The organism is Kitasatospora sp. NPDC057015 (genome assembly GCF_042673745.1).
Classification (GTDB): Bacteria; Actinomycetota; Actinomycetes; order Streptomycetales; family Streptomycetaceae; genus Kitasatospora.
The window spans coordinates 297,688-318,798 of sequence record NZ_JBHUSG010000002.1; the positions used below are offsets into that span (position 1 = coordinate 297,688).

Annotated in this window: 18 protein-coding genes; 10 read left to right on the top strand and 8 right to left on the bottom strand. The window is 75.4% G+C overall.

The features are described 5' to 3' along the window. The first annotated feature begins 886 nt into the window (after positions 1–886). The gene (locus ACFTWP_RS03015; RefSeq protein WP_380262010.1) at positions 887–2,128 is read left to right on the top strand and encodes a glycoside hydrolase family 6 protein; all 1,242 of its coding nucleotides are present in this window, start codon (positions 887–889) and stop codon (positions 2,126–2,128) included. Positions 2,129–2,564: 436 nt separating this feature from the next. After that, positions 2,565–3,965: an ABC transporter substrate-binding protein gene (locus tag ACFTWP_RS03020; RefSeq protein ID WP_380262012.1), complete on the top strand. Its 1,401-nt coding sequence runs from the start codon at positions 2,565–2,567 to the stop codon at positions 3,963–3,965. A 24-nt stretch (positions 3,966–3,989) separates the two neighbouring features. On the opposite strand, the gene ACFTWP_RS03025 is transcribed toward ACFTWP_RS03020, so the two are convergent. Both ACFTWP_RS03025 and ACFTWP_RS03030 read right to left on the bottom strand, forming a co-directional pair. Next, positions 3,990–5,321 (bottom strand): RNA polymerase sigma factor, encoded by a 1,332-nt coding sequence (locus ACFTWP_RS03025; RefSeq protein WP_380262152.1) that lies wholly within the window; start codon positions 5,319–5,321, stop codon positions 3,990–3,992. A gap of 47 nt (positions 5,322–5,368) precedes the next feature. Continuing rightward, complete coding sequence (locus tag ACFTWP_RS03030) at positions 5,369–5,722, bottom strand: YciI family protein (RefSeq protein WP_380262014.1); 354 nt, start codon at positions 5,720–5,722, stop codon at positions 5,369–5,371. Positions 5,723–6,044: 322 nt separating this feature from the next. On the opposite strand from ACFTWP_RS03030, the gene ACFTWP_RS03035 reads away from it, so the two are divergent. Further along, complete coding sequence (locus ACFTWP_RS03035) at positions 6,045–7,004, top strand: rhomboid family intramembrane serine protease (protein ID WP_380262016.1); 960 nt, start codon at positions 6,045–6,047, stop codon at positions 7,002–7,004. Between the two features lie 109 nt (positions 7,005–7,113). Then, the gene (locus ACFTWP_RS03040; protein ID WP_380262018.1) at positions 7,114–7,500 is read left to right on the top strand and encodes a PPOX class F420-dependent oxidoreductase; all 387 of its coding nucleotides are present in this window, start codon (positions 7,114–7,116) and stop codon (positions 7,498–7,500) included. On the opposite strand, the gene ACFTWP_RS03045 is transcribed toward ACFTWP_RS03040, so the two are convergent. After that, positions 7,475–8,212, bottom strand: a complete 738-nt coding sequence (locus ACFTWP_RS03045; RefSeq protein WP_380262154.1) for a TetR/AcrR family transcriptional regulator C-terminal domain-containing protein — start codon at positions 8,210–8,212, stop codon at positions 7,475–7,477. The two genes, ACFTWP_RS03040 and ACFTWP_RS03045, sit on opposite strands and share 26 nt — an antisense overlap. A 115-nt stretch (positions 8,213–8,327) precedes the next feature. Between ACFTWP_RS03045 and ACFTWP_RS03050 the strand changes: the two genes are divergently transcribed. Continuing rightward, positions 8,328–9,038, top strand: a complete 711-nt coding sequence (locus ACFTWP_RS03050; RefSeq protein ID WP_380262020.1) for a DUF4386 domain-containing protein — start codon at positions 8,328–8,330, stop codon at positions 9,036–9,038. Positions 9,039–9,170: 132 nt separating this feature from the next. On the opposite strand, the gene meaB is transcribed toward ACFTWP_RS03050, so the two are convergent. The 3 genes from meaB to mutA are packed head-to-tail and all read right to left on the bottom strand — an operon-like array spanning position 9,171 to position 14,279. Beyond that, positions 9,171–10,172: a methylmalonyl Co-A mutase-associated GTPase MeaB gene (gene meaB, locus ACFTWP_RS03055; protein ID WP_380262022.1), complete on the bottom strand. Its 1,002-nt coding sequence runs from the start codon at positions 10,170–10,172 to the stop codon at positions 9,171–9,173. Between the two features lie 13 nt (positions 10,173–10,185). Next, complete coding sequence (gene scpA, locus ACFTWP_RS03060; RefSeq protein ID WP_380262024.1) at positions 10,186–12,402, bottom strand: methylmalonyl-CoA mutase; 2,217 nt, start codon at positions 12,400–12,402, stop codon at positions 10,186–10,188. Then, positions 12,399–14,279, bottom strand: coding sequence for a methylmalonyl-CoA mutase small subunit (mutA, locus tag ACFTWP_RS03065; RefSeq protein WP_380262026.1), 1,881 nt, complete (start codon positions 14,277–14,279; stop codon positions 12,399–12,401). Before mutA ends, scpA begins: the two co-directional genes overlap by 4 nt. A 378-nt stretch (positions 14,280–14,657) precedes the next feature. On the opposite strand from mutA, the gene ACFTWP_RS03070 reads away from it, so the two are divergent. From ACFTWP_RS03070 to ACFTWP_RS03090, 5 genes are all read left to right on the top strand, one after another. Further along, a complete protein-coding gene (locus ACFTWP_RS03070; RefSeq protein WP_380262028.1) occupies positions 14,658–15,449 on the top strand; it encodes a ParA family protein in 792 nt (263 codons plus the stop codon). After that, entirely contained in the window at positions 15,446–16,345 is a 900-nt protein-coding gene (locus ACFTWP_RS03075; protein ID WP_380262030.1) for a hypothetical protein, read from the top strand. Before ACFTWP_RS03070 ends, ACFTWP_RS03075 begins: the two co-directional genes overlap by 4 nt. Positions 16,346–16,420: 75 nt before the next feature. Further along, entirely contained in the window at positions 16,421–17,179 is a 759-nt protein-coding gene (locus tag ACFTWP_RS03080; RefSeq protein ID WP_380262032.1) for a hypothetical protein, read from the top strand. 201 nt (positions 17,180–17,380) lie between these two features. Beyond that, positions 17,381–17,728 (top strand): PadR family transcriptional regulator, encoded by a 348-nt coding sequence (locus tag ACFTWP_RS03085; protein ID WP_380262033.1) that lies wholly within the window; start codon positions 17,381–17,383, stop codon positions 17,726–17,728. Next, positions 17,725–18,702, top strand: a complete 978-nt coding sequence (locus tag ACFTWP_RS03090; RefSeq protein WP_380262034.1) for a hypothetical protein — start codon at positions 17,725–17,727, stop codon at positions 18,700–18,702. Before ACFTWP_RS03085 ends, ACFTWP_RS03090 begins: the two co-directional genes overlap by 4 nt. Before the next feature lie 102 nt (positions 18,703–18,804). On the opposite strand, the gene ACFTWP_RS03095 is transcribed toward ACFTWP_RS03090, so the two are convergent. Both ACFTWP_RS03095 and ACFTWP_RS03100 read right to left on the bottom strand, forming a co-directional pair. After that, on the bottom strand, positions 18,805–19,560 hold the full coding sequence (locus ACFTWP_RS03095) for an alpha/beta fold hydrolase (RefSeq protein ID WP_380262035.1): 756 nt from the start codon (positions 19,558–19,560) through the stop codon (positions 18,805–18,807). Between the two features lie 181 nt (positions 19,561–19,741). Beyond that, the gene (locus ACFTWP_RS03100; RefSeq protein ID WP_380262036.1) at positions 19,742–21,088 is read right to left on the bottom strand and encodes an MFS transporter; all 1,347 of its coding nucleotides are present in this window, start codon (positions 21,086–21,088) and stop codon (positions 19,742–19,744) included. Between the last annotated feature and the right edge of the window lie 23 nt (positions 21,089–21,111).

A 21,111-nucleotide genomic window follows, 5' to 3' on the forward strand; every position in this document is an offset into this window, starting at 1 on the left:
CCGGGGCCGGGCCGGCGCACCCCGGCGCGGCCGGGTGGCGACAGCCGGGGCTCGACCCGACCGCGCGGCCCGGCCGACCGCCGGCGGGCAGCGGCCGGCAGCCGTGGGAGGACCGTGGGAGAGCGTGGGAGGCCCATGGGACGACCGTGGAACCTCCATGGGCGCCCGCCGGGCACCGATCCGGGCGGGCGGGGCGGACGGGCCCTCCGGCGGGCACCAGGGGGCCGCCGACCGGCCGCAGGCGGACCGCCGGACGTGACCGCGCACCGTCCGGGCGGGGCTCACGGCGACCGGTCGGCGAGCGGCGTCACCCGGGCGCCCATGACCGGGCCGGGCGGCGCCGGGCGCCCGAAAAGCGGGGTTCGGCCGGTCGCCGAACCCCGCCCGGGGCGCCGAATTGGCCTGCAACGGCTCCGACGACCCCGCCGAAGCGTCGAACTGTCGAACAATCCTTCAGAGATTTGAAACACTCGGGCCCTGGCGGCGCCTGGGCGGGCCTACCGGCCTGACGATGCTTCACAAGGTGAACCCGGTGAGAAGTCTTGACGCCCCCGGGGGGACTCTGACTTCATGTGTGGCGGTCCCCTGCCCCCACCCACCTCTGCGGGGACCGGCCGCCCCGGCATCTGGGAGCGCTCCCAGGCCGGGGCGATCCTCTCGTACGGCGCAGCAGTCACCGGCCGGCCACCCCGACCGGCAGGGCCTCTGAAGGCCCGCCCGACCCACCCGGGCCACCACGTGGCCCGGGCGCCGGCGGCACCGGATCGCGACCCCGCGTCCGCGGGCCCGGACCGGCACGGCCGCCCCCGGACCCGCCGTGCCCCGGGACCCGAGCCGGCACGGACCCGCCCCGGGCCGACCCACCCGACCAGAGGGAGTTCCCGCCATGCGCAACGCCCGCACCAGGCGAGCGGCACTCGCCGCGACCGCGACGCTCGCCGTGACCGCAACACTCGCGCTGTCCGCCGGGCCTTCGGTTGCGGCCCCCGCGCCGACCGCGACCCAGGCCGCCCCGGCCGGCGCCCGCACCCTCCCCGCCGACACGCACTTCTTCATCGAGCCGGCCAGCAAGGCCGCCCGCCAGGCGGTCACCGACCTCAAGGCCGGCGACGCCGCCGGGGCGGTGGCGATGGCGAAGCTGGCGAGCTGGCCGGTCGCCCAGTGGTTCACCGGCACCGCCGACCCCGCGCAGACCACCCGCGACATGGCCGCGCTCCAGGCGAAGGCCGCCCGGCAACGGCAGACCGCGGTGGCGGTGGCCTACAACGTCCCCGGCCGGGACTGCTCGCAGTACTCGGCCGGCGGCGCCGCCGACTCCGCCCAGTACGCGGCCTGGGTGGACGCCCTCGCCCGGGGCATCGGGCAGCGCCGGACGGTCGTCGTCCTGGAGCCCGACGGCCTCGCGCTGAGCCCCGCGTTCTGCGGCGGCACCGCGCAGCAGCAGGCCGACCGGCTGGCCGAGACCAACGCCGCGGTGGACCGGCTGGAGCAGCAGAGCGGAGCACTGGTCTACCTGGACGGTGGCCACAGCTCCTGGCAGAACGTCGGCACCATGGCCGAACTGCTCAACGCCGGCGGGGTCCAGCGGGCCCGGGGCTTCTTCCTGAACGTCTCCAACTACCAGCGGGACGCGGACCTGGTCCGGTACGGCAACCAGGTCGCCGGCTGCTCCTGGTACCTCGCCAACACGCCCGGCGCCGCCGCCGGCGACTGCGCCAACCAGTACTGGCCGCAGGCCGACGCGGACGCCTGGTACGCCGCGCACGTACCCGCCGGCGCGCGACTGCCGCACTTCGTCATCGACTCCAGCCGCAACGGCCAGGGCCCGTGGACGCCCACCGCCCAGTACCCGGACCCGCAGACCTGGTGCAACCCGCCCGCCCGCGGCCTCGGCACCCGCCCCACCGCCGACACCGGCGCGCCGCTGCTCGACGCCTACCTGTGGATCAAGGTGCCGGGCGAGTCCGACGGCAGTTGCACCCGCGGCACCGCGGGCGGCACCGACCCCGAGTACGGCGGCGTCGACCCGGCGGCCGGGGCCTGGTGGCCCGAGCAGGCCCACTCCCTGGCCGAGCAGGCCTCCCCCGCGCTCCGGTTCAACACCGACCCGTTCGCCCTCCGGGGCTGACCGGCACGGCGGCCCGCCGCACGACCCGTCCGTCCTGCCCCGCGCACACCACGCCCGCCACGCACCCCGCCCATCCGCACCACCGCGCGCTACCCGCAGCACTCGCCCCGCCCCGCGCCGGACACCCGGTGCGGGGCGGGGCGGCCAGACCGGCCCGGAGCCCCGGGCCGGTCTGGCTGCTTTCGAGCCATGATCGTCGCGTCCATGCCACTGACCTGCCCCGGGACGACGCTGCACCGACCGACCGGGCGGCCTGGATCCGACGCTATGGGAGCGCTCCCATGACTGTCCATGCCAAGCCGCCCCCTTCCCCTCAGGCCCCGCAGGCCCCACACCCCCACCCCACCCACCACCGACCCGACCCTCCCGGCCCGACGGCTTCCCCTGTCGGCCGCCGGCCCGCTCCCCTCCCCCGCCCGCGAGAGGCCCGCCACCCATGCCGCGTACGCCGCGCCACCCGTCCACGCCCCCGCTCCCGACCCCGGTGCTCCGCCCGGGCAGGGCACGGCCGCCCCGGGCCCACCGGCGGCGGCCGGCGGCCGCCCTCGCCGCCGGGGCGCTGCTGCTCACCGGCTGCGCCTTCGAAGGGGCCCCGACCGGCCCCGCGGCCGAGGCCGACCGGGCGACGGCGACCGCGGCCCAGGGGACGATCACTCTGACGGTCGGCGAGTTCGGCACCTTCGGCTACCACGAGGCCGGCCTCTACCACGAGTACATGGCGGCCCACCCGGAGATCAACATCCACACCCAGATCACCCAGGACGGACAGGCCTACTGGGACGCCCTCGCGCCCAAGCTCGCCCTGAGCACCGGTCTCGCGGACATCCAGGCCGTCGAGGTGGGCTACATCGCCCAGGCCACCAGTACCTACGCCGACGCGTTCACCGACCTCCTCGGCACGCCCGGGGTCGACCCGGCGGCCTGGCTGCCCTGGAAGGCGCAGCAGGGCACCACCGCCGACGGCAGGATGATCGGACTGGGCACCGACATCGGGCCGATGGCGGTCTGCTACCGCAAGGACCTCTTCCGCAAGGCCGGCCTGCCCACCGACCGGGAGGCGGTCGCCGACCTCTGGCGGGGCGACTGGAACCGGTTCGTCGACGTCGGACGGCGCTACCAGGCGGCCGCCCCCAAGGGGACGTTCTTCACCGACTCCGTCGGCGGGCTGTTCAACGCCGTCCTGTCCAGCGAGCCGCAGCAGTACTCGGACCCCTCGGGCCGGCTGGACCCGCAGGACAGCCCCGGGGTCAAGAAGGCCTGGGACGTCGCCGTGCGGGCCGCGCAGGGCGGGATGAGCGCCGGGCTCACCCAGTTCCAGGGCAGCTGGAACAGCGCCTTCTACCTGTCCAGGTTCGCCACCGTGGTCTGCCCGTCCTGGATGACCGGCCTGATCAGCAGCCAGTCCGACGACAGCGCCTCCGGGCAGTGGGACATCGCCCAGGCGCCGGTCGCCGGCAACTGGGGCGGCGCCTTCCTGACCGTCCCCAAGGCGGGCGGGCACCCGAAGGAGGCCGCGGCGCTGGCCGCCTGGCTGACCGCGCCCGAGCAGCAGGCCAAGGTCTTCGCCAAGGTCGGCAACCTGCCCTCCACCGTGGCCGCGCTCAAGCTGCCCGCCGTCCAGCAGACCAAGCTCGACTTCTTCGGCGACGCGCCGGTCGGCCGGACGTACGCCGCCGCCGCGCAGTACATCCGGCCGGCGCCGATCGGCAGGGACGACGGCACGGCGAAGACCGTGCTCACCGAGACCGGCCTGCAGGCCGTCGAGCGTGACGGCACCGACCCGAAGACGGCGTGGAACGACGCCCTGAAACTGATCCGGCAGAAGACCGGCGGCTGACCGACGGCCGGCGCGCCCGCCGGCTCAGGGCTCGTCCAGGGCCCGGCGGGCGCGCAGCAGGAACGCGCGCTCGGCGGCGTTCCCGGTGCCGGCGGCGGCCGCCTCGTACGCGACGGCCGCCTCGGCGGTGCGGCCCAGCCGGCGCAGCAGGTCCGCCCGGACGGCGTGGTAGACGTGGAAGCCGTCCAGCCCCAGCTCGTCGACCAGGGCCAGGGCCGCGCGCGGGCCCTCGACCTCGGCCACCGCGACCGCCCGGTTGAGGGCCGCGACCGGGGTCGGCTCCAGCGCCAGCAGCTGGTCGTAGAGCCGCAGGATCTGCGGCCAGTCGGTCGCCGCGGCGGTGGGCGCGTCGCTGTGCACGGCGTTGATCGCCGCCTGGATCTGGTAGGGACCGGGCCGGGCCCGCAGCAGGCACCGCCGCACCAGCGCCTGCCCCTCGGCGATCACGGCCCGGTCCCAGCGGCTCCGGTCCTGGTCGGCCAGCAGGACGAGGTCACCCGCCGCGGTGCTTCGGGCGGCCCGGCGTGAGTCGGTGAGCAGCATCAACGCCAGCAGGCCGGTGACCTCCGGCTCCTCGGGCATGAGCTCCGCCAGCAGCCGGCCCAGCCGGAGGGCCTCGGCACAGAGGTCCGCGCGGACCAGCCGGTCACCCGAGCTCGCCGTGTACCCCTCGTTGAAGACCAGGTAGACCACCGCGAGGACGGCGCGCAGCCGCTGCGGCAGCTCGGACCCGCCCGGGACGCGGTACGGGATCCCGGCGTCGCGGATCTTGGCCTTGGCGCGGACCAGCCGCTGCGCCATGGTCGGCTCGGGGACCAGGAAGGCGCGCGCGATCTCCGCCGTGCCGAGCCCGCCGAGCAGCCGCAGGGTCAGGGCGACCTGGGCGCCGGTGGCCAGCGCCGGGTGGCAGCAGGTGAAGATGAGGCGTAGCCGGTCGTCCCGCAGTCCGGCCGCCTCCGCGCCGGGATCCTCCGTGCCGGGATCCTGTCCCTCGGGCTGCTGTCCCGGGTCGCCGAGTGCCTCGCCGCTCGGGCCGGCGACGGGCGCGAGCAGCGCGGCACGCGCCTGGCGCTCGGCCCGGCCGGCCTCCCGGCGCAGGTGGTCGACGGCCCGGTTGCGGGCGGTGGTGATGATCCAGCCCGCCGGGCTCGGCGGTACCCCCTCGGTCGGCCAGCGCTCCACCGCCCGGGTGAAGGCGTGCTGGACCGCCTCCTCGGCGAGGTCGATGTCACCGAAGCGGCGGACCAGCACGGCCACCGCCCGGCCGTACTCCCGGCGGAAGACGCGCTCGACCTCGGCGACGGCGTCGGGGGCCGGGTCGGCGACGGCGTCGGCATCGGGGCCGGCGCCGGGCAGGCCGGGGCCGGGCGGTCGGGGACGGTCGGGGCCGGGCACGGCGGGGCTCAGGCCTCCGGCCCGTCCTGGAAGGGCCTGACCTCGATCGGGAGGGTGGTCGCGGTGGCCGCCTTCCGGGCCCAGGCGAGGGCCGCGTCGAGGTCGGGCGCCCGGATGACCCAGAACCCGCCGAGGTGCTCCTTGCCCTCGGCGTAGGGGCCGTCGGTGGTGAGCGTCGCGCCGTCCCGGACCCGTACGACGGTGGCCGTGTCGGCGGGGTGCAGTCCACCGGTGAAGACCCAGGACCCGGCGTCCTTGATCTCCTGGTTGAGGACGGCGAGGTCCCGCATCACCCGGTCGAGCAGTTCCGGCGCGGGCAGCTCGCCGTCGGGCTGGTAGATGCTGAGCAGGTACTGCTTCATGGCTCTTCCTCCTGGTGCTCGGAGCCCGGCGCCGTGCCGGTCCTCCACCCTCTACACGAACGGGCGCGGCCCGGATCGACATCCGCCGGGGGATCCCCCGGATCGACCCGGTCGGCCCAGCCCGCCGTGCGGTCCCGGCCCGCCCCGGCCGGCCCCGCACGGCGCCCCGGCGCCACTGGCCGGCCCCTGACGTCCCGGTGCCACCGGCCCGGGACGGGCCCCTGCGATCACCGGACCCCGCGCCTTCGCTACCTTGTTCGCTGCACCGGCCGCGAACGCGCCACCGGATCGAGCCCCCACCCGTACGGAGACCCGCGCTCTCATGGATGCCACGCACGTCACGGAGGGGTCGCAGACCCCCGAGACGCCGTCCGCCCCCACCTGCTACCGGCATCCCAAGCGGGAGTCGTACATCCGCTGCACCCGGTGCGAACGCTTCATCTGCCCGGACTGCATGCTGGACGCGCCGGTCGGCCACCAGTGCCCGGAGTGCGTGAAGGAGGGGCACCGGAGCGTCCGTCAGGCCCGCACGGTCTTCGGCGGGCAGCTGACCACCACACCGCTGCTGACGTACCTGCTGATCGCGGTCAACGCGCTGGTGTACCTGCTCGAACTCGTCCGGCCCGACACCGTCGACCGCTTCGACGGGCTCGGCCAGGGCGTGGTCGGGCCGGACGGGCTGCGGTACGTGGTGGAGGGCGACCTGCTGCCGCCGGGGTTCCACGAGGTCGGCGTCGCGTCCGGCGAGTGGTATCGGCTGATAACCTCCGCGTTCCTGCACCTGCCGCCCACCCAGGGGCAGTTCGGCGCGCTGCACATCCTGCTGAACATGTACGCGCTGTGGATGTTCGGGCGGGTGGTCGAGCAGCAGCTGGGCCGGGTCCGCTTCCTGGTGGTCTACCTGACGGCCGCGCTCGGCGGTGCGGTGCTCGGGTACCTGATCTCGCCGCAGGAGGAGGCCGTCGGCGCGTCGGGGGCGATCTTCGGGCTGGTGGCCACCTACTTCCTGATGAGCCGCCGGATGTGGCACGACCCGCTGGGCGGCGGGCGGCAGCTGGCGGCCTCGCTGGTCTGGCTGGTGGCCTCGGCCGGTTTCACCTTCTGGCAGGGCCACCTGGGCGGCCTGCTGGTGGGGGCGGCGGTCGGCGCGGCCTTCGTGTACGCCCCGCGCAAGGGCCGGCTCGCCGTGCAGGGCGCCGTGGTGGTGGCCACCCTCGCGGTCCTGGTGCTGCTGGTGCTGCTGAAGAGCACCGAGCTCGGCGCGGGCACTCCCCTGGGCTGACCGGCCGGTCGGCGGGCGTTGACATGAAGTCCGCTTGAAGTCCTACGGTCGGAGGGGTCGCCGCACGCGACCCGGCGATCCCGCCCCGCACCGAACGGAGCCCGACGGCATGACCTTCAAGGAATCGGAACTCGCCTACCTGGGTGGCCAGTCGCTCGGCCGACTCGCCACCATCGGCCCGACCGGCGTACCCCAGGTGCGGCCGGTCGGGTTCTGGCTCAACGAGGACGGCACCATCGACATCGGCGGCCCGGGTCTGAGCGCGAGCCAGAAGTACCGCAACCTCAAGGCGGACCCCCGGGTCGCCTTCGTCGTAGACGACATGACCCCCGACGAGCCGGGCGCGGTCAAGCCCGGCTGGGGCCGGGGCGTGGAGATCCGGGGCCGCGCCGAGCTGTTCACCGACCGGCGGCCGGCGGGCGCGCCGCCCTTCTTCAGCGAGGAGCTGATCCGGATCCACCCGGAGAAGGTCAACAGCTGGCACCTGGAACCGTAGCCGTACCCGGCCCGGACGGCGGGCGCCCGGCGGACGTCCAGCCCTGTCGCCGGAGCCGCTCGAAGCCGTCCAGCAGGACGTCCAGCGCGAACTCGAACTCGAACTGGTCGTCGCACCCCCGGCCCACGACGGAGTCCCCGTCGTGGGCCGCCGCCGTCGCCAGCTCCGCGACGTGGGGGTACCGGGCCGCCATCGCGGCCACGGCCTCCGCCCCCGGCTGCGGGCCGGGTGCGGGCGGGTCGTCGAACAGCTCCTGGGTGAAGCCCAGCACCCGGCTGCCCAGGGCGTGCATCGCGTGGTGGGTGAGGTCGACCGAGAAGCCGCCGGTCCGGAACATGCCGATCACCGAGTCCAGGTACGCCAGCACGGCCGGGGTCGGCCCGCTCCGGGAGCGGATCACCCGGGCCGCCCAGGGGTGCCCCAGCAGGGCGCGGCGCGCGGAGAGGATCCGCCCGCGGACGGCGCCGTGCCAGTCGGCGCCCGGGGCGGGACGGTCGATCGCGCCGACCACGGCGTCGACCATGCCGTCGAGCAGTTCCTCCTTGTTGGCGACGTGCTTGTAGAGCGCCATCGGCACCACGCCGAGCTCCTGGGCGAGCCGGCGCATGCTGAGCGCCTCGATCCCGGTCTCGTCGGCCAGTGCGACCGCGGCGCGCAGCACCCTGTCCCTGCTCAGCGGCGCCCGGCGGGCCGCCTCCGCCTGCTGCACCATCTCGACCAGCTCCCTCGCGATCACCCGGGGACCGGCGTCCCGCCTTGACGAGTGTACGGCGTACGCCTATGGTGACCCGCAGGTGTACGCCGTACACCTTTCGAGGGGAGTGCCGATGCGCCCGACCAGAGGGACCGCGACCGTCGCGGGAGTCTTCTTCCTTGTCACCGAGATCGCCGCGATCGGCGGGCTCGCGCTCTACCGGCCCGCGCTGCGGGACGCCGGCTACGTGCTCGGCGCCGGCGCCGACACCCGGGTGGCCCTGGGCGCGCTGTGCGAGATCGTGCTCGCCGCGGCGGTCGTCGGCACCGGGGTCACGCTGTTCCCGGTGCTCAGGCGCCGCAACGAGGCGGCCGCGCTCGGCTACGCCTGCGCCCGCCTGCTGGAGGCCGCCGTCATCCTGGTCGGACTGGTCAGCGTGCTGGCGGTCCTGACGCTGCGCCGGGACTTCGCGTCCGGCGCGGACACCGACGCCGGATCCCTCGCCACCGCGGCCCGGGCCCTGGTCGCCGTCCACGACTGGACGTTCCTGCTGGGCCCCAACATCGTGCTGGGGGCGAACACGCTCGTGCTGGCCTGCCTGCTGTACCGCGCGGGGCTGGTCCCGCGGTCCGTCGCCGTCCTGGGGCTGGTCGGCGGTCCGCTGATCTGCGCCTCGGCCGTCGCGGTGCTGTTCGGGCTCTACGAGCAGGTGTCGGTGGCCGGGTCGCTCGCGGCGCTCCCGGTGTTCGCCTGGGAGGTGTCGCTCGCCGTCCGGCTCATCGCCCGGGGGTTCGGCTCCGGCTCCGCCGCGACCGCCCGGGCCGCCGCTCCGCTGCCGGCCTGAGCAGTGTCGGCCGCCCGCGGCACCGCGCGGCACGCCACGGCACGGCGCCGCGCCGCGCCGCGCGCCCCGGGGAACGGTACGGGGGCGTGGGCAGCGGGCAGGGTACGGACCCCGCGCGGGCCGGCGCGCCGCTCAGCCCGCGTCGGCCACCGGCGTCCGGAAGCCCGCCAGCAGCTGCTCGGCGGCCAGCGTGGCGGTCAGCCTGCCCTCCCGGACCTGCTGCTCCAGCCCGGGGGTGAGGCGGCGGACCTCGGGGTGTTCGCGGAGCTGGGAGAGCAGCTGGTCGCGGACCATGGACCAGGTCCAGTCGACCTGCTGGTCGCGCCGCTTGGCCTCCAGCGAGCCGGTGGCACCGAGGATCTCGCGGTGCTGCCGCAGCCGCTCCCAGAGCTCGTCCAGCCCGGCGCCGTCGCGGCCGGAGCAGGTGAGCACCGGCGGGTTCCAGGCCGCGTCCGGGGCCTGGAGCAGCCGCAGCGCGCCGGCCAGCTCCCGGGCCGCGGCCTTGGCGTCGAGCTCGTGCGGGCCGTCCGCCTTGTTGACGGCGACGATGTCGGCGAGCTCCAGCACGCCCTTCTTGATGCCCTGGAGCTGGTCGCCGGTGCGGGCCAGGGTGAGCAGCAGGAAGGTGTCGACCATGCCGGCGACCGTGGTCTCGGACTGGCCGACGCCGACGGTCTCCACCAGCACGACGTCGTAGCCGGCCGCCTCCATCACGACCATGCTCTCGCGGGTCGCCCGGGCCACCCCGCCCAGGGTGCCCGAGGTGGGCGAGGGCCGGACGAACGCGGCCGGGTCCACCGCGAGCTTCTCCATCCTGGTCTTGTCGCCCAGGATGGAGCCGCCGGTCAGGCTGGAGGAGGGGTCGACGGCGAGCACCGCGACCCGGTGGCCGAGGCCGGTGAGCATGGTGCCCAGCGCCTCGATGAAGGTCGACTTGCCGACTCCGGGCACGCCGGTGATGCCGACCCGGACGGCCTTGCCCGAGTGCGGGAGCAGCTCGACCAGCAGGCGCTGCGCGAGCGCCCGGTGGTCGGGCCGGGTGGACTCCACCAGGGTGATGGCCCGCGCGATGTACGCGCGCGAGCCGTCCCGCACACCCTGGACGTAACTGTCGAGGTCGATCGCCCTGGCCATCGGCGTCAGCGGCCTACAGCTCGTGGCCGAGTTCGGCGGCCAGCGACTTCAGCAGGTCGTACGCGGCGTCGGGGATCACCGTGCCCGGCGGGAAGACGGCGGCGGCGCCGGCCTCGTACAGGGCCTCGAAGTCCTGCGGGGGGATGACCCCGCCGACCACGATGGTGATGTCGCCGCGTCCGGCCTCGGCCAGGGCGGCGCGCAGCGCGGGCACCAGGGTGAGGTGGCCGGCGGCCAGCGAGGAGACGCCGACGATGTGGACGTCCGCCTCGACGGCCTGGCGGGCCACCTCCTCCGGGGTCTGGAAGAGCGGGCCGACGTCGACCACGAAACCGAGGTCGGCGAACGCGGTGGCGATCACCTTCTGGCCGCGGTCGTGGCCGTCCTGGCCCATCTTGGCGACCAGGATGCGCGGGCGGCGGCCCTCGGCCTCCTCGAAGGCCGCGACCAGGCCGCGGGTGCGCTCGACCGCGGTGGAGGGCCCTGCTTCGTCTCGGTACACACCGGAGATGGTACGGATCTGGCCGGAGTGGCGGCCGTAGACCGCCTCCAGTGCGTCGGAGATCTCACCGACGGTGGCCTTGGCCCGGGCCGCGTCCACGGCGAGCGCCAGCAGGTTGCCCTCCAGGCCGCCGCCGCCCTGCGGCCCGGCCTCGGCGGAGGCGGTGAGCGCGCGCAGCGCGTCCTGGCAGGCGGCCTCGTCGCGCTCGGCGCGCAGCCGGCGCAGCTTCTCGATCTGCTGGGCGCGCACCGAGGAGTTGTCGACCTTGAGCACGTCGATCTGCTCGTCGGTGGCGACCCGGTACTTGTTGACGCCGATCACCGGCTGGCGGCCGGAGTCGATCCGGGCCTGGGTGCGGGCCGCGGCCTCCTCGACGCGCAGCTTGGGGATGCCCGCGTCGATGGCCTTGGCCATGCCGCCGGCGGCCTCGACCTCCTGGATGTGCTGCCAGGCGCGCCGGGCCAGGTCGTCGGTGAGCTTCTCGACGTAGGCGCTGCCGCCCCAGGGGTCGATCACCCGGCAGGTGCCGGACTCCTGCTGCAGCAGCAGCTGGGTGTTGCGGGCGATCCGGGCCGAGAAGTCGGTCGGCAGGGCCAGCGCCTCGTCCAGCGCGTTGGTGTGCAGCGACTGGGTGTGGCCCTGGGTGGCGGCCATCGCCTCCACGCAGGTGCGGGTGACGTTGTTGAACACGTCCTGGGCGGTCAGCGACCAGCCGGAGGTCTGCGAGTGCGTGCGCAGCGACAGCGACTTGGCGTTCTTCGGCTCGAACTGCTGCACCAGCTTGGCCCAGAGCAGGCGGGCCGCGCGCAGCTTGGCGACCTCCATGAAGAAGTTCATGCCGATCGCCCAGAAGAACGACAGCCGGGGCGCGAAGGCGTCCACGTCCATGCCGGCCGCGAGGCCCGCGCGCAGGTACTCCACGCCGTCGGCCAGGGTGTACGCCAGCTCCAGGTCGGCGGTGGCCCCGGCCTCCTGGATGTGGTACCCGGAGATGGAGATGGAGTTGTAGCGCGGCATCTTCTGCGAGGTGTACGCGAAGATGTCGGAGATGATCCGCATGGACGGCTGCGGCGGGTAGATGTAGGTGTTGCGGACCATGAACTCCTTGAGGATGTCGTTCTGGATGGTCCCCGCCAGCTTCTCGGGCGCCACCCCCTGCTCCTCGGCCGCCACGATGTAGAGCGCCAGGACGGGCAGCACCGCCCCGTTCATGGTCATCGACACCGACATCCTGTCCAGCGGGATGCCGTCGAACAGCTGGCGCATGTCGTAGATGGAGTCGATCGCCACGCCCGCCATGCCGACGTCGCCGGTCACCCGGGGGTGGTCGCTGTCGTAGCCGCGGTGGGTGGGCAGGTCGAAGGCGACCGAGAGGCCCTTCTGACCGGCCGCCAGGTTGCGGCGGTAGAACGCGTTGGACTCCTCCGCGGTGGAGAAGCCGGCGTACTGGCGCACCGTCCAGGGCTGGTTGACGTACATGGTGGGGTACGGCCCGCGCAGGTACGGCGCGATGCCCGGGTACGTGGCGAGGAAGTCCACCCCGGCCAGGTCCTCGCCGGTGTACAGCGGCTTCACGCCGATGCCCTCGGGGGTCTCCCAGACCAGTTCCTCGACGTCCTTGCCGGTGGCCTGCTCCCAGGCCTGCCGCCACTGCTCGCCGCCGGCGCCCGGGGCGCCCGGCGTGCCGGCCTCGTCGTCCAGGCCGATCTCGGTGAAGTCGGGGATCACCGTGCCGCTCCGATCTCGTCGAAGGTCGAGGTGAGGGCGGCGACGGCGTCGCAGCCCGCGAAGACGTATCCGTCGACCCCGGCCCTGTGGTACGCCTCGCCGTGCTCGCCCGGCTTGCCGGCCAGCAGCACCCGCCGGGCGCCGGCCGCCTTGAGCGCCGTCGCCACGGCCTCCGCCTGCTCGGCGTAGACCTTGTCGCCGGAGCAGAGGCAGGCGACGCTCGCGCCGCTCGCCGCGAAGGCCGCCGCCAGCTCGTCCGCCCCGGCCCCCTCGCCGGTCACGGTGGCGAGGCCGCCGGCCTGGAAGAGGTTGGCGGCGAAGGAGGAGCGGGCGGTGTGCACGGCCGCCGGGCCGATCGCCGCCAGGAACACCGTCGGGCGGGCGCCGGTGGCGGCCAGCCACTCGTCGGACCGGCCGCGCAGTGCCTCGAAGGCCTCCGCGCGCCGGACCTTCGGCAGCCCGCCGCCGGCCCGCGCCGCGGCCTTCTCCCGGGTCACGGGCTGCTCGCCGAGGTTGGGGAACTCGCTGACGCCGGTGACGGGTTCGCGTCGGTGCGCGAGGTCCGCGGAACGCCGGGCCCAGGTCGCGGCGATCCGCTCGCCGACCAGGCCCGAGCGCAGCGCGGCCCGCTGGCCGCCGGCCCGCTCGATCTCCTGGAACCAGGCCCAGGCGGCGCGGGCCAGCTCGTCGGTGAGCTGCTCCACGTACCAGGAGCCGCCGGCCGGGTCGATCACCTTGGCGAGGTGGGACTCCTCCAGCAGGACCGCCTGGGTGTTCCGGGCGATCCGGCGGGAGAACGCGTCGGGCAGGCCGAGCGCACTGTCGAAGGGCAGCACGCTGACGGCGTCGGCGCCGCCGACCCCGGCGCCCAGGCAGGCGACGGTGGTGCGCAGCATGTTCACCCACGGGTCGCGCTCGGTCATCATCACGTCGGAGGTGACGGCGTGCTGGCGCTGCGCGGCGGCCTCCGGCGCGGCGCCGCTCACCTGGGCCACCCGGGCCCAGAGCCGGCGCGCCGCACGGAACTTCGCGATCGTCAGGAACTGGTCGGCGGTGGCCGCGTAGCGGAACTCCAGCTGCCCGCAGGCCTCGTCGACCGGGAGTCCGGCCGCGGTCAGCTCGCGCAGGTAGGCGACGCCGGTGGCCAGCGAGCAGCCGAGCTCCTCGGCCGGCGAGGCGCCCGCGTCGTGGTAGCCGAGGGCGTCCACGGTGACGGTCCGCAGGTTCGGGTGCACCCGGACGGCCGCGGCCAGGTCCACGGTGTCGGCGAGGTGCCGCTCGGTGTCCCGGTCGTCGCCGGTGCGGGCGAGCAGGCCCAGCGGGTCGGCGCCGAGGTTGACCTGGGCGACCGAGGCCGGGGCGTCCGTCCCCTCGACGACCTCCAGCAGCTTCCGGGCCGCCTCGGCGAAGTCGGCGCCCGCGTCGAGGACCACGCCCGCCAGGTCGAGGTAGACGCCCCGGAGGACGTCCGCGACGGAGTCCACCGGCACGCCGCCCTCGCCGACCACCAGCCAGAGGCTGGTGACGCCGTTCTCCAGGTCCGCGAGCACCGCCTCGTTGGTGTGCCGGGGGTCCGGGTGCGCGTGGCGCTGACGCACGTCCCATCCGGTCAGCGCCGATCCCTGGGCCCGGCCCCCGCGCACGAACGGCGGGAAGCCCGGATAGCCGGGGTCGGCCGCCGTGTCGTCGGCGGTGTACAGCGGGCGGGCGCGGAGCCCGTCCTGAAGCTCGGTGGTGAGGGCGTCCTCGGCCTGTGCACCTTCGACGTTCTGCGCACCTGACTTACGCAGGACGCCTTCGACGAGGAGCTGCCATTGCTCACGGGTTGCGTCCGGGAACTCGGCGGCCAGCGGGAGCCCTTCGGGTGGGACCGTCATGAGGGAAGGTTAAGGTCCGCCGGCGCCCGCCAGCAGGGCATCCCGATGTGACGTTGCCCTCCATGCACCCTGGGCTGCGGAAAGTGCCATCCGGGCGCTCGGAAGACAGGGGTCGGAATAGGGGTTCGTCGGGGTCCGGCCCCGGGCGTGGCGGGGCGCTGCGGATCGGGCCGGCGGCGACGGCGGGGCCGTCCGGAGCCTCCGTCAGACCGTACCGCCGGGGCCGGCGGCGGCCGGGGCCCGGGCCCGGGGCGGCGCCGCCGTCCGGGTGTTCCTCGGCGGTGGGCGGCGGCCTTTGATAGCACTGGGCTATCAGCTGACTACTCTGCGAACACGGCCGCCCGCTCGGTGGCCGCGGTGGAGCGGAGGAGGCCACGGATGCGGATCGCGGTATGTCAGAACAAGGGCGGGTCGGGGAAGTCGGCGATGGTGGTGAACCTGGCCGCCGCGCTGGCCGAGGCGGGCGAGCTGGTCGACGTCGCCGACGTGGACCCGCAGGGGAACGCCTCCCGGCGGCTGGGCGCCCGGCCGGACCCGGACCAGATGACGATCAGTGAGGCGATCAAGTGCGACGCGCTCGGCGCGGCCCGGGACGCCTACGTGCCCTGCGGCTGGGGCGGGGTCTACGGCGAGCGGATCAGGGTGCTGCCGGCCAGGTTCGAGCTGGAGAACCGGATCTCCGAGGCCGGCACGGTGGGCGCGGTCAAGCGCCTCAAGCGGGCCCTCGCCGGCTGCGACGACCGGCGGATCACCCTGCTGGACTGCCCGCCCTCGCTGGGGCACCTGACCCAGCTGGCGATGGTCGCGGCCGACGTGGTGCTGATCGTGGCCGAGCCCGAGTTCGACGGGATCGAGGGCGCGGTACGGGTGCTCAACTTCGTCCGGGACCACGCAGAGGACCTCAGCAACCCGCGGCTGCGGGTGGCCGGGGTCGTCCCGTCCCGGGTGCGCTCCGGCCTCGGCGTCCACGACTTCCAGATCGCGGGGCTCGACGAGTGCTTCCCCGGCCTGGTGTGGGCGCCGCACATCCGGGAGCGGGCGGTCGTGAAGGCCGCCGCCGACTCCGTCGCCCCGCTCCGCTCCCTTCGCACCACCCCCGCCCGGGAGGTCGCGGAGGACTTCGACCGGCTGGCCGTCCAGGTCAGGCAGCTCAAGGAGGTCGCCGCATGACCGCACGCCCACGGCTCCAGCGCCCCGACAGCGGCGCGAAACTGGCCGGCCCCGAGACCCTGCTGATCGGCAACCGGCCCGGGCGCCGCCCCGAGGCCGCACCGGCCGCCGGCGCCGCGACGCCCGGCGCCGGCGGTTCGCTCGCGGACTGCACGCTGGCCGAGCTGGAGGCGCGGGTGGCCGCCGCGCAGGAGCAGGGTGTCACCGCGATCCGGCAGGCGCAGCAGCAGTTCGAGGCCGACAAGGAGGCGGCCCACACCCGGTTCGCGGCGGACGCCGGCCCCGCCCTGTGGGAGATCCACGACCGGCGGCTCTACCGGGCGAGCCACGCCACCTGGGAGGAGTACCTGACGGAGCGTTGGAGCCTGTCCCGCTCGTACGCGCACCGGCTGCTGGAGATGATCCCGGTCCAGGCCGCGCTGTTGCCAAATCCGGTGTTTGGCAACATCGTGCTCCGCGAGTCCCAGGCCCGGGTGCTCGTCCCCGTCCTGCGGGAGCGGGGCCCCGAGCAGGTGCGCGAGGTGGTGGAGAAGGCGCTGGCCGGCGGCGGGCGGCCGACCGCCAAGGCGCTCACGGCGGCCCGCGCCGAGCTCGGCTACGCACCGGCCGCCGCGACCCCGTGGGAGCAGGAGCCGCCGGCGCCCCCGGTCGGGGAGCCGGTCGCCGACCAGGAGGAGAGCAGGCTCGCGCTCGGCGACCTGGAGCGGCTGGCCGGTGTCCTGCGGGCCGCCCTGCGGGACCTCCCGGACACGCTGCCGGAGACGGCGGCGCGCTGCTTCCCGGCCGAGACCGAGACCGCGCTGGCCGATCTGCGCCGGCAGGTCCGCCGGGCGGCCCGGATCCTCGGGGCCGACCTGGTGGAGCGCGGCGGCCCCGCGGACGCCCACCGCCGCTGACGGCCCGGGGCGCGGCCACCCGTCGGTTGCCGCGCCCCGCCGCCTGACGGACCGTCCGCGCGGTACGGTCGTGCCATGGCACGTGCAGGCTCCGGCCCGACCCCCGACGGCCCGATCCCCGACGACCCGACCGGTAGCGCCCCGATCCCCGACGACCCGACCGGTGGCGCCCCCGGAACCGTCCCGACTCCCCCGGCACCCCCCGCGCCCGTCACGGCGGACGACGTCGACCTCGCCGTCCGGCTGGCCGTGGACGCCCTGCGCGGTGCGCCCGGGGCCGAGGCCTGGGACGGCCGGGCCGGCGCCCTGGAGTGGGACTGCTGGGAGACCGCCGAGCACCTGAGCGACGACCTCTTCGCCTACGCGGCCCAGCTGGGCCCCCGGCGGCCCCCGCTGACCGGCGAGGTGCCCTTCCTCTGGGAGAGCCGGCGGCCCGGCGGCCCGGCGAACGCCGTGCACGCCGACCGGACGGCCGGCCCCGAAGGGGTCCTGCAGGTCCTGGAGGCGAGCGGCGCGCTGCTGGTCGCCATGGTGCGCACCAGCCCCGCCGAGGTCCGCGCCTACCACGCCTACGGGATCTCCGACCCGGAGGGCTTCGCCGCGATGGGCGTGGTGGAGACCCTGGTCCACGCGTACGACCTGACGCAGGGCCTCGGACTGCCCTGGAGCCCGCCGGCCGACCTGTGCTCGCGCGCGCTCGCCCGGCTGTTCCCGGACGTGCCCGGGGACACCGCCCCCTGGCCGACCCTGCTCTGGGCCACCGGCCGCGGCGAGCTCCCAGGGCGCTCGCGCCGCACCAGCTGGCGCTGGTACGCCGGCCCCCGCCCCTCGTAGCGCTGCGCCGGGCGGTCCGATCGGGCGGCCCGCCCCGGGGGCGGCGCGGTTTGGCGGGGCTACCGCCGGTCCGGGGGCGACGAGGTGTCGGCCGAGACCCGGGGTACCGCGCTCGGCCCGGCGTCCGACCCCCGACGCACCCGGCCGTCCCCCTATCGTCCGACCATCGACATATTGCGATCGTCGTCCTATGCTCGCCGCATGACCGATCGTCAGTTACAGGAGCCCACCAGGCTCGTGCTCACCGCACTGGCCGACGCCCCCCGGCACGGCTACGCCATCATCCAGGAGGTGCTCGCCATCTCCGGCGGCCACAGCCGCCTGAGCACCGGCACCCTCTACACCGCGCTCGACCGGCTCCTCCAGCAGGGCCTGGTACGGATCGAGAGCGAGCAGGTGGTCAGCGGGCGGCTGCGCCGCACCTTCGCCCTCACCGACCAGGGGCAGGACGTGCTGGCAGAGGAGGCCGGGCGCCTCAGGGCCGCCGCCGCCGAAGCCGAACGCCGACTGGCCGCCTTCCGACTGCGACCGAACGGGGCGACCGCGTGAACGACGTCACGACCGACCACGCCGACCCGCGGACGGTCCGCCTGCTGGTCGCCCTCTACCCCGCCCGTTACCGGGCCGCCCACGGCGAGGACATCTGCGCCACCTTCGCCGAGGCCACCGCGGGCCGACCCCGGAGTGCGGTGCTCCGGGAGTGCCGCGACCTCGCCACCCACGCCCTGCGGCTACGACTGCGGATCGGCCCCACCGACCCGGCCGGCCGCGTGCTGGCCGGCGCGGCGCCGGTCGCGCTCGCGCTGGCGGCCGGCTGCGCCGGGTACTTCCTGCTGCCCCAGCTGCGCGAGCTGGTCCACCGGATCCGGTACCCGTACCCCGGCCTCGGCCTCGGCCACGCCGTGCTGGACGCCACCCTCCAGACGGCCTACACCGTGCCGTGGCTGCTCGCCCTCGGGATCGCCGCGCTCGGCCGTTGGCGGTCCGCCCGGATCGCGGGCGGGGCGGCCGCCCTCCTGAGCGTCGGCGTGCTGGCCCTGACCGGGCTGTACCCGTACACGGCGGGTCAGATGGCGACCATGGCCCTGGTCGGCGCACTGGTGCTGCTCGCACCGGCCGGCCTGGTGGACGTCACGCGGCGGGGCCGGTGGGAGATGGTCGGCCTCGCGCTCGCGGTCGCGCTCCCGATGATCGCGGTCGACCGGTACGGGGCCCAGCACCTCCTGCTGCCCGTGCTGGCCCTGCTGCCGATCTGGCTCAGCGCGGTGGCGGCGCCGGCCCTGCTGGGCCGGCTGTCCGGTGGACGACCCGACCGGCTGCGGGCAGCCGGCGTCGGGCTCGGGGCGCTGCCCTGGCTGATGCCCCTCGCGGCCGTCGCCGCCTTCGACCGGCCGGCGCGTCTGCACACGCTGCTCCAGTACGCCGGAGCCTGCGTGGCCCCGCTCGGCGCGGCCGTGGCGGTGGCCGGGGCGGTCCACCTCGCCCGCCGGGTCCGGACGACCGACCCGGCCGACCCGGCCTGACCAGGACGACCCGGGCCGGCCCGCACCGGCCCGGGCGCCTGCGCGGCACCACCCGACGGGGCACCACCGGCGCGTCCGCGCGGGGCACCTCCCGCCGCCGCGTCAGTCGCGCAGGAAGGCCTCCAGTGCGCTCGCGAAGGCGACCGGCACCTCGTACATCGGGTAGTGGCCCGAGCCCGGCAGCGTCTCCAGTGCGGCGTCCGGGTAGTGGGCCAGCCAGGTCGCCCGCATCACCGCCTCGCTCAGGGCCGGGTCGTGCTCGCCGACGAAGACCCGCACCGGCAGCCGGCTGCCGGTCACCTTCGCGGCGAAGTCCAGCGTGGTCCAGTCGACGAGGTAGGCGGCGAAGGCCTCCGGGCGGGAGAGCGCGAGGGACTGCGCGGTCATCCGGTCCAGCCAGACCGCCCCGGCCCGGTGGCCCGTCACCAGGTCGAGGATCGCCCGCCGGTTGGCCGGCCGCTCGGCCGCGCCGTGGAAGAGGTCGTACGCGTCGCCCTCCAGCGGGTAGGCGGAGGCGGGCACCGGCGCGACGCCCACCAGCTTGCGCACCCGGTGCGGCGCCTCGGCCAGCACCCGCTGCGCCGCCTTGCCGCCCATCGAGTGCCCGACCAGCGAGAAGCTCTCCCAGCCGAGCTGGTCCGCCAGGGCGAGCACGTCCCCGGCGATCTCCGCGAGGGTGTACTCGCCGGGGACGTCCGCCCGCTCCCCGTAGCCCCGGTAGTCGAGGAAGGCGTACGAGAAGGCGGCGCCGTCCAGGTACTCCGGGAACGGACCCCAGCCCGCGCTGGTGCCGAACCAGTCGTGCAGCACGACGACGCGGTCGGCGCCGGTGCCGACGAGGCGGTGAGGGATGGTCATGAGGGTGTCCTCCGGTGGTGGTGGAGACGCGTTGACGGCAGGACACCTCCCCCGCTCGCGGCCCCACCGAACCTCCGGCCGTCGCCGAACGTACCGTCCCGCCTACCCAGCGCGACACCGCGCGGCGCCGGCCGGTGGACCCGCGGCGCGACCGGCGGCCGGCGACCGGCCGCCCACGGCGTCAGGCCGTGGCCGCGAGGACCGCCTGACGTGAACCGAGGCGGGCCGCCAGCTGGGCCAGGGTGACCAGGATCGCCCCGAGGACGCCCGCGACCGCGAAGGCCGTGAAGCCCAGGTCCTGCCGGCCGCCCGCGACCAGGCTGCCGGCCAGCGAGGGGCCCAGCACCGCGCCGAAGCGTCCGACCCCGGTGACCCAGCCGAGGCCGGTGGCCCGCTTGTCGGAGCTGTAGATGGCGTTGGCCGCGGCGTAGACCATCGTCTGGGCGCTGAACAGCCAGACACCGGTGACACCGACCATCAGGTAGGTGGCGGGCAGCGGCAGGTGGGAGTTGAGCAGCACCACGCCGACGGCGGTGAAGGCGAAGAACAGGCCCGAGATCCTGGCCGGGCCGAAGCGGTCGGCGATCCGCCCCGCGAACAGCATCCCGACGATGCCACCCGCGTTGATGACCAGCAGGAAGGTCACCGAGTCGGTCAGGCCGTAGCCCGAGGCCCGCATCAGCTGCGGGAGCCAGGTGCTGACGCCGTACACCAGCAGCAGGCCGCAGAAGGACGCGGCCCACAGCAGCGGCGTCGCCCAGCGCACCCCGGGCGCGAACAGCGCGAGGATCGACTGCCACCGGCCGCGGGCGCCGGTCGCCCGGGCCGGCACCGCCACCGGGCGGGCCAGCCCGTACCGGTCCGCCACCGCGTGGGCCTGCTCCCGCCGGCCGCCGGCCAGCAGGGCGGCCGGGGACTCCGGCAGGAAGCGCAGCAGCAGCGGAACCGCCACCAGCGCCGGGACGGCCCCGGCCGCGAACACCCAGCGCCAGCCCTGCGAGGGGGCGATGGACAGCCCCAGCCCGGTGGCCGCCATGCCGCCCGAGTGGTAGGAGGTCATCAGCATGCCGGTCGCCAGGGCGACCCTCCCCCGGGGCGCGAACTCCATCACCATGGCCAGGCAGAGCGGCATCAGCCCGCCCAGCCCGAGACCGGCCAGGAACCGGCCCGCACCGAACATCGCGACGCCGTTCGCCAGCGCGCAGACCGCGGATCCGGCCGAGAAGAGCAGCACGCTGACGGTCAGCAGCGGCCGGCGGCCGAGCCAGTCCGTCACGCTGCCCGCGACGAGGGCGCCGATCAGCATCCCGAAGGTGGTCCAGCTCCCGATCGTCCCGGCGCTGACCGTGGTCAGGCCGAGGCCGTGGTCCTTGAGCATGTACGGCATCACCGCGCCGTAGATGTTGACGTCCATGCCGTCGAAGAAGACCGACAGCCAGCACAGCGCGAGCACGGGCGCCACCACGCGGAACCTGCCCGCCGCCGTGGCGTCGGCTCTCGCAGGGGCCTTGAGCTGGGAAGATGCCACTCGGCACGACCTCTCTGGGTACT